This is a genomic window from Pseudomonas sp. PS02302 (genome assembly GCF_029959585.1).
In the GTDB taxonomy this organism is placed as follows: Bacteria; Pseudomonadota; Gammaproteobacteria; order Pseudomonadales; family Pseudomonadaceae; genus Chryseomonas; species Chryseomonas aestiva.
The window spans coordinates 1-15,116 of sequence record NZ_JASCON010000026.1 but is presented as its reverse complement, the minus strand read 5'-3'; the positions used below and the strand labels follow the sequence as shown (position 1 = coordinate 15,116).

Genomic DNA, 15,116 nt, shown 5'->3' with positions numbered 1-15,116 from the left:
AACCTGCTGCGCTGCTATGATCTGGTAAGGAGATGGCATTCCTCCTCAAACCGCCTCGTGCTGATGATGCCTACGTAACCCCTTGGCAGGGTGCGTAGGTGCGCCCTGTCTTTTTCGAGGACAGCGCTATGCACCGACCATATCCCTCCCCGGCCCCTAGTCTTCCATTCCCCTTGGGAGACATCCCATGCTGAAACCGCTCATAGCCATCGCACTCGGTGCGACCTTGGGTGCCTGGCTCCGTTGGATACTAGGCTTGAAGCTTAACGCCTGGTTCCCGTCGCTCCCGCCTGGGACGGTCGTTGCGAATCTTGTAGGTGGCTACATCATCGGAATGGCCGTAGCCATCTTCGCTGCTTGGCCCGGGCTTGCGCCTGAATGGCGGCTGTTTCTGATTACCGGATTTTGCGGCGGCTTAACCACCTTCTCGACGTTTTCTGCTGAGACACTGATGCTAATCCAGCATGGAAGGCTGCTCATGGCGCTGACCGCAATCAGCGTTCATGTCGTGGGGTCCCTGTGCATGACAGCCCTGGGTATCTTGACCATCAACCTGCTTCACCCACGCTAGAGGCAATCGCATGAACGACTATCTCGTTACGTTCTATACCGAACAAAATCGTCGCCATGAACATCAGCAGATTGGAGATTGGCTTCTGGATCTTGCTAAAGAGCTTCACCTAAGTGGCGCAACGTTGTCAGTGGCGGCTGAAGGCTTCGGCCAAGATGGAAAACGCCACTCCGCTCATTTTTTTGAGCTTGCCGATCAGCCCATCCAGGTGACGATGGCGCTGACTCAAATTCAACACGACATGCTGTTTCAACGCCTCGAGTCGGAAGACTTGGCACTGTTCTACATCAAGACGCCTGCCGAGATTGGCACGGTAGGACGCCACCGCCCTTCCCAAGAGACAGAGTCACTCTCGTCCTGAGCTGACGCACCTTTGAATCGGTTAAGGCGGCCGCGGTAACCAACGGCATCAAGGGATAGCTTTCACTGAGCCCCATTTGCGGACTCATCAGCTCACTCGTCGTAGAGAGTGGGCTGATGGTCCTGGCTTGGTGGCGTTGCTCAACGAGGCGCTACCTAACCGACCTCATTTGCGTGGTTGCAGATGAGCAATGCAAGGCGAGACGAACAGCGTCCCACGGTAGGCACCGGCCAGGGTGCGTCCCGCGACCACCGCCCACAGAGCAGTCAAGGCGACGACTAAAAAGGCACCGAAGACGGTAAAGAAGCCTGATCCAAGCGTGCTTCCCAGACGTAGCGTCGTGACGGCATAGACGCCCAATGGAAAAGTAAAACCCCACCATCCCAGGTTGAAAGGGATGCCGTGGCGCGCGTACTTCAACGTGATCAGTATGGCAAGGCTCATCCACCATAAGCCGAGTCCCCACAGTAGTATCCCGCCAATTACGCCTAGCCCCTGCGCGACCGCGCCAATTCCGGCCATACCGTGAGCAGCGAAGATGACCGGCGCGTCGCTGCCCATCACGAGCAGACCCAATGCACCTGTACCAATGGGGCCCAGCGATAACCAGCTCGATGCAGCCATGTTCTCGTGAGGCAGCTTGTGCAGTGCCATCCGCAATAGCAGGATCACGAGGACACTCAGGGCGACAGGTACCGAATAGGCCCAAAGCACATAGCTGGTCACCAGTACGGTAAATTGGTGCCCGCTATCGGCAAGGTGCGGCGCCAACAGCCCGCCACTGGCGGCAGCCACTTCGGCGGCCACCACAGGTAGCAACCATACCGCTGTCATTTGATCGATGCTGTGCTGCTGACGGGTGAACATCAGGTACGGAATCGCTACTCCGCACACCAGTGCCATGGCCGCATCGACCCACCATAGTCCGGTGGCAATCGTGACAGCCACCTCACCCCATCGTGGCAGCCCGAAGATCAGCATCCCGTTAATGATTGTTGCCAAGCCCATTGGAATGGTGCCGAAAAACATCGATACGGTAGAGTGGGCGAAAATTTGCTTGGCTTCGTTGTAGAACAAGATCCAGCGGGCGGCATACACGCCGCTGAATAGAACGAAAAGCAAGATATTGAACAGCCACAGTCCTTCAGCGATCAGACGCAAGCCAGGTACCGACACGGGAAAGCTCGCTAAGGCGATTGCCAAGATACCGGTGCCCATCGTTGCCGCAAACCAGTTGGGGGTGAACTGGCGAACGACTTCGAGTGGCTGCTTGAGCTGGCTGAGCGGCTTGCCGCCGGTGCGCAGGGCTATAGCATCTTTTAAGGTCATGAGGTGAGCTCCGCTGAGGAATGCAATCAGTCTAGCTCGGCTCGATTATCCGCAAAATTGAATATAATTTAAAAAGTAATCTACCGAGCAGATAAGCAGCCCCTGTTGTCCGCAGGGACTGCTCCACGATCAAGGCTTCGCGACGTGCCAGACTTGATTGACACCTTCACCGGTCGTTTCACCGGGCTTGCTGTCCTTTACCCAGGTATAGAGTGGCTGCCCCTTATAGGCCCATTGCTGGCTACCATCCTCACGCTGTACTACGGTATAGCCGTCACCGCTCTTGGCCCCTGCCGGTGCCATCAGCGGCGGCCAGTTCTTGGCGCACGGGCCGTTGCAGGCGGACTTACCCTCGCTGTCCTTGGTGAAGGTGTAAAGCGTCATACCCTTTTCATCCACAAGCACCTTACCCAAGGTGGTGTCGCCAACCTTGGCGGGCGTGGCCGCCACGGCCAGCCCTGTCATGGAGAAAATGGCAGTGGCAATCAACACTTGTCTGAGCATGCTGGACCTCGATGGTTATTGGTTATTGGTATTTCGATTGGAGCACTTGCACTTGCACGGGAGCACCTGGCGCATCGGCTGCACCAGGTGCGATGACGAGGTAGCGCTGTTCATCCGCCTGGGATTGCTGAACCAGTTGGCGTATCGGTCCTACCGCATTCACGATAGCTGCGCCGGCGGGATTGGTTTGAAAAGCGGCGAGAGACTCAAGAGCGCCGCTACCGTCTGCATGACGAGCCAACGCTAGTACATAGGGCTGCTTAGCCACCAGGCCCGTAACCGAGGCCTGCAGGACCTGAGTCAAGCCCTGGTCGAAAAGTGTCACCTGAGTGGTATGACGTTCGTGTTGACCCGGCGGAGCCAGGGCGATCTGAATACTCTTGGCGGCGCTCCCTAACGGCTTAAGATTTGCCAGCCCAGCGCCCTGGGTAGCGGCGCGGGGAACGTAGACCAAAGCCTGGGGCGCCTGCCCCACGGGTACAGTGGTTTCAACGCTATTGGTCAGCGTATTGATGACGGCCACACTGTCAGCATTCTCTAGTCCCACGTACAACCGCGTGCCATCTCCTGACGGCCAGAGACCGTGGGGCAAAGCGCCAACAGGAATGCTGGCGACTTGGCTGAAATCATCGGTTCGGAAGACCTTGACTCGATTTTCTCCGCCTACCGTTACATAGGCGAAGCTTCCGCGGGCATTGCGAACCAAGTTGACGTGATTAGTGATCGCGCCAGTATCAAGCGTCTTAATCAAGCTGAACGGCGGTTTGGCTGCGAACACCTGGGTCTTACCGACATCTTTTAGGGTGAACCAGACCTGTTGGCCATCTGCAGACGCAGCGATGTTGGGGCAGAAGGGACTCGCCTGAGCGACGCGGCCAACAATTCGATGCTCGGCAACCGAAACCACTACGGTTTCCGGAGTGAACGAGGAGCAGACGTAGCCATAGCGGCCATCAGGGGAGAAGATCTGCATGCCAGGGCCTGGCGGTACGCCAATTCGCGTCTTCTCTTTGAAAGTCACCGGGTCGATCACGGCGATATAGTCCTCGCCCCGTACCGTGACCCAGAGCTCTTTGCCGTCAGGGGTGAAAAAGGCTTCATGAGGCGCGCGACCCAGATAGGTTTTACCCTTCACCTGGTTGTTTGCGGTGTCGATGAAGGACACGGAGTTCGAGCCTATCGCTACGACGGCCAAGGTTCGCCCATCTGGCGAAAATCCCAAGCCATGCACCAGTAGCTCGCCCTTGTACAAAGGACTCAAGTTCTTGGGTTGGCTGTCGCCTAGGGTGATGACGCCGAGCAATTTTTCCGTGCTGGGATCAATCACCGATACCGTGTTGGAGAACTGCTCCGCCGTATACACACGGTCTTGGGAACTAATCGTGATGTCCGGTTGTGCAGCAGCACGCGGAACTTGACCGGCTGAAGCGGTGCAGGAGATTACTAACAACACAGCGGCGAGCGGGGTGAGCGACAATCGAGGCATGAGGATTACCGAGTTGGAGAGGCGGGCAATTCAGAAAGCGCCTGCTGCATGACGGCGATTTCCTGTTGTTGGGTGACAATGATCTCTTGGGCCAGACGGCGTAGGCGTTCGTTATGGCCATACCGCAATTGGATCCGTGCCATGTCGATCGCACCCTGGTGATGTGCCGTCATCTGGGTCACAAAGTCGCGGTCTACGTTGCCACTGCTGGGCTTGTGCATCGCGGCCATCATCTGATCCATGGCCTGGCGGTTGTCGGCCTGCGCCGTGGCGGCGCTGCTATCAGGTTCGGCCCAGGCAATGGGAAGCACGAGCACCAGAAGGGTGACTGCCAACAACGGGTGTTTGACTGAAAACACGTGGCGCTCCAGCAGACTGGTGAGTTTCCAATGCAGACGTTTGTACGGTCTGGGTTATTCCATACCTACAAAAATAAAAATTGTGGGGAATAAAAGGTCAGCTCAAGCGTCTGTCAGCGATACCAGGGGAATGTCCATGCTTGATGACGCCATGCTTTCTCAGCTACTACCGTCTCTGCGTCGCTTCGCAAGATCGCTTACTCGTCACGAAGCCAGCGCCGATGACTTGGTCCAGAGTTGTCTAGAACGGGCGCTTACGCATGGGAACACGCGCTGTCCCGACGGTGATGTGCGAGCCTGGCTCTTCACCATTTTGTACCGCCAATTCGTTGATGGCCGACGTCGTGAGCGTCGCTATGGTCGTCTGCTGGAGTGGCTGGGATTCCAAGAGGTCCCGGTTGAGCCTTCGGCTGAGACGATCTATCTGGATCAAGAAGCGTTGACGAATCTTGAGCAACTCAGTGATGAACAGCGTGCTCTGCTGCTGTTGGTCGCGGTGGAAGGCATGAGCTACCGAGATGTATCACAGGCGCTTGGCATTCCACTGGGAACCGTCATGTCTCGTTTGGCGCGGGCACGCGCGGCCTTGAGACAGATCCACGAAAGTCCTTCAGTTACCGCCGCTCTGCGAGTATTGAAATGATGTATCGACCTCCTACTCCTGAAGAGTTGATGGCTTATGCCGACAATCAGTTGGATGCGCTGCGGCACGAGGAGGTGATGCGCTATCTTGCAACCCATCCGGAAGCTGCCGAACGAGTCGCTGATATCCGCGAGCAGAATCGTCGGCTACGGCTGATTTTTTCTCCCGTGCTTGAGCCTTTACCGACACACCTTATGCCAGCAGTCGTGCGACACCGGATAGTCGCCAGACGTAAAAGACGTATGACCTATCTCGCTTCGCTAGTGCTGACGTTAGGCCTAGGTAGTGGCTTAGGGTGGCAGGCACGGGAATCGATGCTGCGGCAGGCGTACGTTCCAATGGCGGATGCCGTCGAGGCTTATCGACTATTTGCGAGCGCTGAAGGGAAACCGCCAGTCGATGTAACCGGCCAGGACGGTGCGATTCAGCATTGGCTTGAAAAGACATTTGTGCAGGCGCCCGCACTCCCTAACCTGGAGCGCTTCGGCTTGATCCCAGTGGGTGGTCGTCTCATGGCCACGGACACCGGCGCCGCCGCGATGGTGCTCTACCGCGACACGAAAGGGCGCCAAGTGATCTTCTATGTACGGCATCCCAACAGCCAGCGCGACGTTGGTCAGGGTTCTCGTAGGGAAAGTGATGTCACGGCTGACTACTGGTCAGGACAGGGCTATAACTTCGCGTTGGTAAGTCCTAGCGAAGCATCATTTGATGCCTTGCGCGAGGCGATCTCGCAGAGGCCAATTCTGTAGTTCCCGTTCAGACCAGTGCCCATGACTTGAAATCAACCCTGTCCAACATTTGGGGGTCATTTCATGGCTGCGAAGAGCAAAGGGTACTGCGCGTGCCCTGCTGGGAGCCTGAACCCCTAGCCCAAGCTTTGAGTTACTGCATTCTTGGCAGAATCACCAGAATGATCGGACTACACTGCAACGCCATCTGAAGATGACCAAAGCGATGGATCTGAACCTACTCGGCCTGTTTGCTATCGCTTTTACGGCCGCGGTCGCGGTACCCGGGCCAAATGTTGCGTTTGCCATAGGACAAGTGCTGCGCCATGGCCGGAGCACTGCTCTGCCAGGAGCGGTTGGGTTCGCACTAGCGACAGCGATTCATGCTGGAACTGTATTCGCCGGCTTGGGCGTGCTGCTGCAGGAGCATAGGGAAAGCTTGCTGTACCTACGCTGGGCGGGAGCGATTTATATGGTCTATCTAGCGGTACGCACACTGGGCCGCTCCGGCACTACCACCGCGACCACCACGAACGCGCCGGTAGCCAGACGGCTTTTCGTAGACGCGCTGATCATATCCTTGAGCAATCCAAAAGGCTGGCTAGCTAGCCTACTGACCTATCCCGCATTCATTGATCCGCAGCGCTCTTATGCGCCCCAGGCGCTTGTTCTGACGCTAACTGCCATGGCCATATCGCTGTCGGTCTACGGCGGCTACATGCTTCTTGCAGATCGAGCACGGGCAGCATTCGCAAATGAAAAAACGCTAAACCGGGTATCTGGCGTCATGTATTTCCTAGTTGCAATAGGCCTTATTTTTCTTCCGTAGCGCCGCTCCGGGTCGGCACCTTGGAAACGCACATGGCGATACGCCGCCCCAACCTCCTGAGCCGTGATAGCGGTTTACCATTGTCCAGCCGACCGTGCTGATCGACAACGCAGGCCCAAGAACTACCAAGGGCATGCCATGTTCGATCTCTTTTTCAGGAAGAAAGCCCCACCCTCCGCGCCTGCAGGGCCCAGCAAACAGGGCTTCATTCAGCCGTCTGTAGGCCAGGATCTCCTGGCGCTCCCCCGCCGGCAGAAGCTCATCGAGAACATCTGGCAGCGGACGTCGCTGTCCCGCGAGCAGTTCGCCTCACTCTATCGGGATCCTCTCGAGCGCTACGCTGACCTGGTTCAGCAGCTTCCAGCTTCGGAAAATCACCACCATGCCTATCCCGGGGGCCTGCTCGACCATGGGCTGGAGATCGTCGCCTACGCACTGAAGATCCGGCAGAACTACCTCCTCCCCATCGGCGCACCGCCCGAGTCACAAGCAGCCCAGGCCGAAGCGTGGTCAGCAGCTGTAGCCTACGGCGCCCTCCTCCACGACTTGGGCAAGATCGCCGTCGACATCGAGGTCGTCCTCGAAGACGGCAAGCCATGGCACCCCTGGCATGGTCGCATTGAGAAGCCCTACCGCTTCAGATACGTCAAAGGTCGCGACTACCAGCTTCATGGCGTTGCTTCAGCACTCGTCTATTTCCAGGTGCTGCCGCCCCACGCGCTGGACTGGCTCAGTGGCTACCGCGAGCTATGGTCATCGCTGATCTTCGTCTTGGCCGGGCAATACCAGCATGCCGGCGTACTCGGCGAGATGATCGTCCAGGCCGACCAGGCGAGTGTCGCCCAGGAGCTTGGCGCCAATCCGCAACGTGCGATCGAGGCGCCTAAGAACACGATTCAGCGTCAGTTGGCCGATGGGCTACGCACCCTGGTCATGGAGAAGTTCAAGCTGAATCAGCCAAATGGGCCATCTGATGGATGGCTGACCCAGGATGCGCTATGGCTCGTCAGCAAGCCTGCCTCAGACCAGCTGCGGGCACTGATGCTTTCCCAGGGAGTGGAAGGTATCCCCACCTCCAATGCACCGTTCTTCAACCTGATCCAGGACCAGGCCATCATCCAGGTCAACGCTCACGACAAGGCTATCTGGAAGGCAACGATCGACACCGGCCACGGCTGGAAGAACACCTTCACCTTACTCAAGATCTCCCCCGCGTTGATTTGGCCAGATCCTGCAGATCGACCAGCTCCATTTACTGGGACATTTAAGCTCGAGCAGCCGGAAGACATCGAGCCAGGCCAGCTGCGGTCTGAACAAGTTAGCAATATCGAAACGCCATCACTTCCGATAGCACAAAACGTGACGCATGTCACACCTTCACAAGAGGTGCCTTCTTCCGAAACACTGCCGCCGTACGCATTCCAGACCGGTTTGGACCCCATGGACGAGACCCTCGCACTTGCAGATGAACTCTTTGGTCAAGCCACTTCATCTGCAGAAATTCCATCCCTCCCGCTACTCCCTGACGTCACTGCAGACAGCTTCACAGACCACACCACCGAGCCCTCAACTAAGACGGACAATCCGTCCACCAACACAGCTGATCTTGGTCAAGCTTTCATAGCCTGGGCACGGCAAGGCGTGCTTTCACACACACTGGTAATCAACGATGCTAAAGCACTGATTCACACAGTGGATGGCACTGCCTTTCTTGTCAGCCCCGGATTATTCAAGCGCTATGCCCTGGAGCATCCACGCTTGCAGCAGGAAACCAAGGGGCGTGGAATTGAAGCCTGGCAGTTAGTTCAACGAGCATTTGAGAAGCTCAAAATTAATCGCAAGACCAGGGACAATCTCAATATCTGGACATGCGAGGTCATAGGCCCGCGAAAATCAAAACTGCTCAAAGGCTATCTCTTAGACGACCCAGCCACGATCTTCACACATCCGCCATTCGACAACATTAATCTCCGACTGCAAGTCACAGGAGCTAGCGAAAGTTGAATATCATTGATATCGCTAGCGAATACAACGACACGCACGATCTCAGGCCAGCGACTAAAATTATATATTTAGCAGCGGCCCGAGCGTTAAATCGAAGATTCGGCGATGACACCGAACTAGAGAAGCTACATCATCGAGACATTCTGATCTGGCGCAAAGAGGCCTTGGACTCAGGCCTAACTAAGCGCAGCTGGAATACATACGCGAGTCATCTCAAAACTCTTTTCAGGTACGCTATTTCTCAGGATTTGTTGATCCTTCGTAAAAATCCCTTCACTGACACCTCTGTAGTTCCACCTAGAAAGCGGAAGAAAACTGTGCCTCACGAGGCCATTAATCAGGGTCGCAACCAGCTCATCAGGCTACAAGAGATAGAACGGGTGTCTGGCGAACGCAGCAGCATAACCCCTGCCTGGTTCTGGCTAACTGTCTACGAGACGTTTCACCACACCGGGATTCGTCTAAATTCCCTGTTAAGCATACAGCGTCGAGACATCTGCCTAAGACGTAGAACAATTAAGATTAGAAGCGAGGGGGACAAGACTCACAAAGAATTTCTTCTACCGATTCCGGGCCCACTATACGAACACATAGATCGCCTTACAGCGTGGGCAGACTCTTTACACTTTAAAGCTACAGATCAACTATTTAACGTCAATAGGTTCTCCTCGCACTACAGGCGAGAAACTATGGATATAAATCAGATCGAAGCCATGTATAGAAAGCTCACGGCAATAGTAGGGACTCGGATGACTCCCCACCGGTTCAGGCACACCCTAGCGTCTGACCTAATGCGACAAGCTGATCGCAACATTCACGTAGCCAAAGCCTTGCTGAATCACTCCAGCATCGCTACCACCATGGAATACATCGAGACGGATCCGCATCAGATGCGTCATGTCTTGGAGGAACGCGCTGACAAGGTACCGAAGAGCCTAATAGCCCGCATTGATCACTGCCCCCGGCAACGCGAGGAGAATCGACCGGACACACTCAAGCAATCTTCTCCTCTGCTCTCACGGCAACCGGCAAGCCTCCCCGCACCTTCCACTCTCGAAGCGTTTGATCAACTCGCAGAATGGATTAGCAATGGGGCGCGACCGCTAACATCGGCAGCGAAGCGTGAATAGCCGCGCAGTGGAGATGAAGACGAAAATGCGCCCAGGCCAGGCGGTGTAGGGCTCAGGGCGCCTGCTGATTCAGTTTGACATCACCAAATCGCGAGGCTAGATTCCGCCACAGACGGCTGCTTGTCTGAGCTGGGAGAACGCAAAAACCCTCCATTGCGGAGGGTTTCTGGTGAAGATGGTGGGTCGTGTGGGATTCGAACCTACGACCAATTGGTTAAAAGCCAACTGCTCTACCGACTGAGCTAACGACCCGTTAGTGGGCGCCATTCTAGCGATTTTCTCAGGAGAATCAACACCCTAGATGAAAATTTTTTACTGGTAGCGCGTGGGGTCGGAAATTCCCGCCGCCTTGAAGCCTTCGGCACGCAGGCGGCAGCTGTCGCAACGGCCGCAGGCCTTACCTTCGTCGTCGGCCTGGTAGCAGGAGACGGTCAGCCCATAGTCCACGCCCAGCTGGCTGCCAGCCTGGACGATCTGCGCCTTGGAGAGGAACTGCAGCGGGGCTTCGATCTTGAAGCTATCCCCTTCCACGCCCGCCTTGGTGGCGAGATTGGCCAGGCGCTCGAAGGCTTCGACGAATTCGGGTCGGCAATCCGGATAGCCGGAATAGTCCACCGCGTTCACCCCGATGAAGAGATGACGGGCACCGAGCACCTCGGCCCAACCCAGGGCCAAGGACAGGAACACGGTGTTGCGCGCCGGCACGTAGGTGACGGGGATACCCTCGCCCGGGGTTTCCGGGACAGCGATATCCGGATCGGTAAGCGCCGAGCCACCGATGCCATTGAGATCCAGACCAATCACCTTGTGCTCGACGACCCCCAGCTGACGCGCCACGCGCTCGGCGGCCTGCAGCTCGGCCCTATGGCGCTGGCCGTAGTCGAAGCTCATGGTGTAGCAGGCGAAGCCCTGGGCCTTGGCCATGGCGACAATGGTGGCGGAATCCAGGCCGCCAGAGAGAAGGATGACCGCTTTAGGCTGATTCATGCTCAGTGTCCCGGCTCGTCGTTCCAGAGAATCTTGTGCAACTGCAACTGGAAGCGCACCGGCAGATTGTCCGCCACGATCCACTCCGCCAGCTCGCGCGGCACCACCTGGCCATGGCTGGGCGAGAACAGCACCTCGCCTGCCCGTTGATCAAGGCGATACTCGATCAGCTTGGAAACCGCCCAGTCATAGTCCTCGCGGGAGCAGATGACGAACTTGACCTGATCGTTGGGCGTCAGGTGGTCAAGGTTGGCGTACAGGTTGCGCCCCACCTCCCCCGACCCTGGCGTCTTGAGGTCGACGACCTTGCTCACGCGCACATCCACGCCACTGACATCCAGGGCGCCACTGGTTTCCAGGGACACCAGGTAGCCGGCATCGCACAGTTGTTCGAGCAGCTTGATGCAATTGGGCTGGGCCAGTGGCTCGCCGCCGGTCACGCAGATGTGCCGCGGCCGGTAGCTCGCGACCTGCTCCAGGATGGCATCCAGATGATGGATCTCGCCGCCGGTGAAGGCATAGGCCGTGTCGCAATAGTGACAGCGCAGGGGACAGCCGGTAAGGCGGACAAAGACGGTGGGAAGACCGGCGGTGCGGGCTTCACCCTGGAGCGAATAGAAGATTTCGGTAAGACGTAGGGTATCTTTTTGCATGAAAGCCACGGGCGTGACGGCTACACAGGCCATCCGCCTCCGTTGCGGTAGATAGAAGAAAAAAGCCTGCGCTAGGGCAGGCTTTTCAGATCCCGCTGCGCCAGTTGCGCAGCGGAGGTTCCGGGATACTGGCTGATGACCTGCTGGTACATGCCCTTGGCCCGATCGGTGCGGCCGAGCTTCTGCTCGACGCCACCCAGTTTGTACAGCGAATCCGGCACCTTGTTGCTGGTGGGATAGGCCTGACTGACCTTGGCGAAAGCCTGGCCCGCAGCCTGCAGATCGCCCTTGGCCAGATTCACCTCACCCAGCCAGTATTGGGCGTTGCCGGCGTACTGACTATTGGGATACTTGCGCAGAAAGGCGTTGAACGCCTGACTGGCCTTGTCGAAATCCTTGGCCTTGATCAGATCGAAGGCAGCGTCGTAGTACAGCTTTTCCTTCGCCGGATCGCCCGGTTCGCTGCTGGCGGCCGGTGCCCCTGCGGAAGCAGGTGGGGTCGGCGTACTGTTGGCTGCGATGGCACCACCCTGGGCGGCACCCGCAGCGGCTCCGGCACCTGCACTGGCAGGGGCGGAAGAAAGCTGGGAAATACGGCCATCCAGATCCTGGTAACGATCCAATCCTTCCTGCTTGAGCTGGCGGATCTCGTTTTCCTGAACCTCGACCTGGCCACGCAGGCGCGCGATATCGTCCTGCATCTGCTGCAATTGCATGAACAGTTGACCCATGCCGGAAACGGGAGCCCCGTTTCCGGCAGTGGCCGCGCCTGCGTTGCCATAACCTTGCCCAGCGGACTGGGCAACGCCATAACTACCATCCTGTACGGGAACCTGAGCCCCGGCGACAACCGGTACACCAAGGGTCAGGGCGATCAAGAACTGCAGGCGCTTGGACATCGTTTATTACTTCTTCAGCTCGACGCGACGGTTCTGAGCCCAGGAAGCTTCGTCATGACCGACGGCAACCGGACGCTCTTTACCGTAGGACACCAGCTCCAGCTGAGCCGGGGACACGCCCTGCAGCACCAGGTAGCGCTGAACGGCCTTGGCACGACGCTCGCCTAGCGCCAGGTTGTACTCGCGGGTACCGCGTTCGTCGGTGTTGCCTTCCAGAACGACGCGCTGGCCGCTGGCCTTCAGGTCACGGGCATGAACGTCCAGAGCGCGCATGGCTTCCGGCTTCAGGTCGGAGCTGTCGTACTCGAAGTAGAAGGTGGTGATGGCGCGCAGAGCGGCTTCGTCACCCATGCTGCCGTCGACGGCACCCGAGTTAGCGCCGTAGCCAGCGTTCGGGTCGACAGCACCAGCGCCAGCGCCAGCACCAGCGCCTTCACCGGAGGCGTCGCCGCCCTTGGAGGAACAGCCCACGGCCACGGCCATGGCCAGAGCCAGTGCAGCGAACTTGCCGAATTTCAGCATTTCCATCATGTAACTCCTAAAAGAACCGCAATGTTGGTGTAACTAAGGACTTTTCTAATTAGCCGTCAGTTCAGGTAAGGAGACCAGGAAGGCTCGCGCACGTCACCCTGGGCGGTGGGAATAGGAATCCGGACGCGACCATTGATGGAGACAAGCATCAGTACGCCTCGGTCCTGCTGGCGGGTGGCGTAGATTAGCATGGTGCCATTGGGCGCGACAGTGGGCGAATCGTTGAGGCTGGTGTTGGAAAGTACCCGCACAGAGCCACGCTGGAGGTCCTGCGCAGCGATCTGGAAGTTGGTGAAACCTTCCTGACGATGCACCATGACCAGGGTCTTTTCATCCGCCGAGAGTTTCGGATTGGCGTTGTAGTTACCGACGAAAGTCACGCGCTCAGCACCCCCGCCATTGGCGCTGGTCTTGTAGATCTGCGGCTTGCCGGAGCGATCGGAGGTGAAATAGATGGTCTGGCCATCCTTGCCCCAGAAGGGCTCGGTATCGATGGCGGAGTCATTCGTCACACGACGAATGGCACGCGAGCCGAGATCCATCACATAGATTTCCGGGTTGCCATCCTTGGACAGCACGAAGGCCAGGCGATTGCCATCGGGTGAAAACGCCGGCGCGCCGTTCAGACCTTCGAAATTGGTCAGCTGCTCGCGGCGACCGGTGTCGATGTACTGCATGAAGATGCGCGGGCGCTGCTGCTCGAAGGAGACGTAGGCGATGCGCTTGCCGTCCGGCGCGAAACGCGGCGACAGGATCGGCTCGCGCGACTGCAGCAGGGTAACGGCACGCGCACCGTCGTAGTCGGCACGCTGCAGGGTGTAACGGGTGTTGGTGGCGGAGAAGCGCTCGGCGGTCACATAGAGGATGCGCGTCGAGAAGGCCCCCTTCACTCCGGTCAGCTTTTCATAGGCCTGGTCGGAAATGAAATGCGCCATGTCGCGCAGCTGGTCGGTACTGCCACCGACGTTGCCGGTCAGGACCTGCTGCTCGGTGGACACGTTGAACAGGGCGTAGCTGATCTGCAGCCGGCCACCGTTGGGCACGACATTGCCTACCAGCACGTAATTGGCGCCCAGCGCCTTCCAGTCACGGAAGATGACTTCGCTGGCCTGGCTCGGCTGACTCAGCATGTTCTGGCGCGGAATCGGCGAGAACACCCCGGAGTTGCGCAGGTCGTCGCTGATGATATTGCCCAGGTCTTCCGGCAGCGGCTGACCACCCTGCCAGCCGAAGGGCACGACGGCGATCGGAATGGCACGATCACTACCGCTGGAGATCACCAGCGGATCGGCCGCCTGGGCGGAGCCCACCACCAGGACCAGGCCCAGCAGGATGTAACGGATCAGGGTGTTCACAGACTCAGGTCCTCCGGTTTGAAGATCATGCGGCGCTGACGGTACAGCTGATCGAAGGTCTTGCGATCCAGCTGCTGCAGCTCACGGATACGACCGACGTTACGTACGGCCGATACCGCTGAATTATCGAATTCCTTGTTGCCACTGGAGCGGGTCACCGTCGCGCTGGTAATGGTGCCGTCGGGCAGCATGTTGATCTGCACCTCGACGCTCATGCCGTTGCGCGCCGACTGCGGACGCGTCCACTGCTCGCTGACCAGACGCACAATCAGGTCATCGAAGCTCGATGCCACCTCGTCGCCCTGCTCTTCGGCCAGTGCCTGTTGCCGCTGGGTATCATCGGACAGCAACTCGGCCAACGCCTGCGCCTTCTTGTCTTCCGCCGCCTTGCGTGCAGCTGCCTGGGCAGCCTTCTTCTTGGCGTCGTCCGCTGCTTTCTTCTTGGCAGCCTCGGCCGCAGCCTCTTTCTTGGCTGCTTCGGCCGCCGCCTTCTGCTTGGCCTCTTCCGCCGACTTCTGCTTGGCCGCTTCGGCCGCCGCCTTCTTGGCCGCTTCGTCAGCGGTCTTCTGTTTGGCGGCTTCGTCAGCCTTCTTCTTGGCGATGTCGGCCTGCTTCTTCTGTTCGACAGCCTGCTTGGCTTCCGCAGCCGCCTTGGCGGCCTCGGACTGTTTCTCGGCCTCAGCCTTGGCCTCGGCGGCTTTGGCCGCCGCTTCCGTTTGCTGCGCCTTTCGAGCGTCGTCGGCT

Annotated in this window: 17 protein-coding genes, 1 tRNA gene and 1 riboswitch; of the genes, 7 read left to right on the top strand and 11 right to left on the bottom strand. The window is 58.1% G+C overall.

The window, feature by feature from the left end:
* Window positions 1-19: 19 nt before the first annotated feature.
* Window positions 20-80: riboswitch (Fluoride riboswitch) on the top strand.
* Between the two features lie 107 nt (window positions 81-187).
* Together crcB and QMX82_RS10985 are read left to right on the top strand one after the other, a co-directional pair.
* Window positions 188-571: a fluoride efflux transporter CrcB gene (gene crcB / locus QMX82_RS10990; RefSeq protein ID WP_058786702.1), complete on the top strand. Its 384-nt coding sequence runs from the start codon at window positions 188-190 to the stop codon at window positions 569-571.
* 10 nt (window positions 572-581) lie between these two features.
* Complete coding sequence (locus QMX82_RS10985) at window positions 582-932, top strand: DUF190 domain-containing protein (RefSeq protein ID WP_058786703.1); 351 nt, start codon at window positions 582-584, stop codon at window positions 930-932.
* Window positions 933-1,097: 165 nt separating this feature from the next.
* Here QMX82_RS10985 and QMX82_RS10980 read toward each other — a convergent pair whose 3' ends face one another.
* From QMX82_RS10980 to QMX82_RS10965, 4 genes are all read right to left on the bottom strand, one after another.
* The gene (locus QMX82_RS10980; protein ID WP_058786704.1) at window positions 1,098-2,261 is read right to left on the bottom strand and encodes a TDT family transporter; all 1,164 of its coding nucleotides are present in this window, start codon (window positions 2,259-2,261) and stop codon (window positions 1,098-1,100) included.
* Window positions 2,262-2,390: 129 nt separating this feature from the next.
* Window positions 2,391-2,765 carry a COG4315 family predicted lipoprotein gene (locus QMX82_RS10975; RefSeq protein WP_027597935.1) on the bottom strand — a complete coding sequence of 125 codons (375 nt, stop codon included), beginning with the start codon at window positions 2,763-2,765 and terminating at the stop codon, window positions 2,391-2,393.
* 22 nt (window positions 2,766-2,787) lie between these two features.
* Window positions 2,788-4,251: a YncE family protein gene (locus QMX82_RS10970; RefSeq protein WP_206595560.1), complete on the bottom strand. Its 1,464-nt coding sequence runs from the start codon at window positions 4,249-4,251 to the stop codon at window positions 2,788-2,790.
* Window positions 4,252-4,256: 5 nt separating this feature from the next.
* A complete protein-coding gene (locus tag QMX82_RS10965; protein WP_058786705.1) occupies window positions 4,257-4,610 on the bottom strand; it encodes a DUF305 domain-containing protein in 354 nt (117 codons plus the stop codon).
* Window positions 4,611-4,740: 130 nt separating this feature from the next.
* Between QMX82_RS10965 and QMX82_RS10960 the strand changes: the two genes are divergently transcribed.
* From QMX82_RS10960 to QMX82_RS10940, 5 genes are all read left to right on the top strand, one after another.
* On the top strand, window positions 4,741-5,253 hold the full coding sequence (locus tag QMX82_RS10960) for an RNA polymerase sigma factor (protein ID WP_081321764.1): 513 nt from the start codon (window positions 4,741-4,743) through the stop codon (window positions 5,251-5,253).
* A 29-nt stretch (window positions 5,254-5,282) separates the two neighbouring features.
* Window positions 5,283-6,005, top strand: coding sequence for an anti-sigma factor family protein (locus QMX82_RS10955; protein WP_153007520.1), 723 nt, complete (start codon window positions 5,283-5,285; stop codon window positions 6,003-6,005).
* A 193-nt stretch (window positions 6,006-6,198) separates the two neighbouring features.
* Window positions 6,199-6,813: a LysE family translocator gene (locus tag QMX82_RS10950; protein WP_241493297.1), complete on the top strand. Its 615-nt coding sequence runs from the start codon at window positions 6,199-6,201 to the stop codon at window positions 6,811-6,813.
* A gap of 138 nt (window positions 6,814-6,951) precedes the next feature.
* The gene (mobH, locus tag QMX82_RS10945; RefSeq protein WP_058786708.1) at window positions 6,952-8,817 is read left to right on the top strand and encodes a MobH family relaxase; all 1,866 of its coding nucleotides are present in this window, start codon (window positions 6,952-6,954) and stop codon (window positions 8,815-8,817) included.
* A 317-nt stretch (window positions 8,818-9,134) separates the two neighbouring features.
* Window positions 9,135-9,947, top strand: coding sequence for a site-specific integrase (locus QMX82_RS10940; protein ID WP_336619069.1), 813 nt, complete (start codon window positions 9,135-9,137; stop codon window positions 9,945-9,947).
* A 176-nt stretch (window positions 9,948-10,123) separates the two neighbouring features.
* Here QMX82_RS10940 and QMX82_RS10935 read toward each other — a convergent pair.
* From QMX82_RS10935 to tolA, 7 genes are all read right to left on the bottom strand, one after another.
* Window positions 10,124-10,199, bottom strand: a tRNA-Lys gene (locus QMX82_RS10935).
* A gap of 60 nt (window positions 10,200-10,259) precedes the next feature.
* Window positions 10,260-10,934, bottom strand: a complete 675-nt coding sequence (queC, locus tag QMX82_RS10930; protein WP_208691960.1) for a 7-cyano-7-deazaguanine synthase QueC — start codon at window positions 10,932-10,934, stop codon at window positions 10,260-10,262.
* 2 nt (window positions 10,935-10,936) lie between these two features.
* Entirely contained in the window at window positions 10,937-11,587 is a 651-nt protein-coding gene (queE, locus tag QMX82_RS10925) for a 7-carboxy-7-deazaguanine synthase QueE (RefSeq protein ID WP_282283334.1), read from the bottom strand.
* Window positions 11,588-11,658: 71 nt separating this feature from the next.
* Complete coding sequence (gene ybgF / locus QMX82_RS10920) at window positions 11,659-12,486, bottom strand: tol-pal system protein YbgF (protein WP_282283332.1); 828 nt, start codon at window positions 12,484-12,486, stop codon at window positions 11,659-11,661.
* Window positions 12,487-12,492: 6 nt separating this feature from the next.
* Window positions 12,493-13,014 carry a peptidoglycan-associated lipoprotein Pal gene (gene pal / locus QMX82_RS10915; protein WP_007160328.1) on the bottom strand — a complete coding sequence of 174 codons (522 nt, stop codon included), beginning with the start codon at window positions 13,012-13,014 and terminating at the stop codon, window positions 12,493-12,495.
* Between the two features lie 59 nt (window positions 13,015-13,073).
* On the bottom strand, window positions 13,074-14,372 hold the full coding sequence (gene tolB / locus QMX82_RS10910) for a Tol-Pal system beta propeller repeat protein TolB (protein WP_282283309.1): 1,299 nt from the start codon (window positions 14,370-14,372) through the stop codon (window positions 13,074-13,076).
* A partial coding sequence (gene tolA, locus QMX82_RS10905) for a cell envelope integrity protein TolA (protein ID WP_282283307.1) occupies window positions 14,369-15,116 on the bottom strand: 748 nt, incomplete at its 5' end. The genes tolA and tolB, both read right to left, overlap by 4 nt.

Bases quoted from the DNA above. Each gene is read 5' to 3' on its own strand.
- crcB (WP_058786702.1), top strand. From the start codon at position 188: ATGCTGAAACCGCTCATAGCCATCGCACTCGGTGCGACCTTGGGTGCC.
- QMX82_RS10985 (WP_058786703.1), top strand. From the start codon at position 582: ATGAACGACTATCTCGTTACGTTCTATACCGAACAAAATCGTCGCCAT.
- QMX82_RS10980 (WP_058786704.1), bottom strand. From the start codon at position 2,261: ATGACCTTAAAAGATGCTATAGCCCTGCGCACCGGCGGCAAGCCGCTC.
- QMX82_RS10975 (WP_027597935.1), bottom strand. From the start codon at position 2,765: ATGCTCAGACAAGTGTTGATTGCCACTGCCATTTTCTCCATGACAGGG.
- QMX82_RS10970 (WP_206595560.1), bottom strand. From the start codon at position 4,251: ATGCCTCGATTGTCGCTCACCCCGCTCGCCGCTGTGTTGTTAGTAATC.
- QMX82_RS10960 (WP_081321764.1), top strand. From the start codon at position 4,741: ATGTCCATGCTTGATGACGCCATGCTTTCTCAGCTACTACCGTCTCTG.
- QMX82_RS10955 (WP_153007520.1), top strand. From the start codon at position 5,283: ATGGCTTATGCCGACAATCAGTTGGATGCGCTGCGGCACGAGGAGGTG.
- QMX82_RS10950 (WP_241493297.1), top strand. From the start codon at position 6,199: ATGACCAAAGCGATGGATCTGAACCTACTCGGCCTGTTTGCTATCGCT.
- mobH (WP_058786708.1), top strand. From the start codon at position 6,952: ATGTTCGATCTCTTTTTCAGGAAGAAAGCCCCACCCTCCGCGCCTGCA.
- queC (WP_208691960.1), bottom strand. From the start codon at position 10,934: ATGAATCAGCCTAAAGCGGTCATCCTTCTCTCTGGCGGCCTGGATTCC.
- queE (WP_282283334.1), bottom strand. From the start codon at position 11,587: ATGCAAAAAGATACCCTACGTCTTACCGAAATCTTCTATTCGCTCCAG.
- ybgF (WP_282283332.1), bottom strand. From the start codon at position 12,486: ATGTCCAAGCGCCTGCAGTTCTTGATCGCCCTGACCCTTGGTGTACCG.
- pal (WP_007160328.1), bottom strand. From the start codon at position 13,014: ATGGAAATGCTGAAATTCGGCAAGTTCGCTGCACTGGCTCTGGCCATG.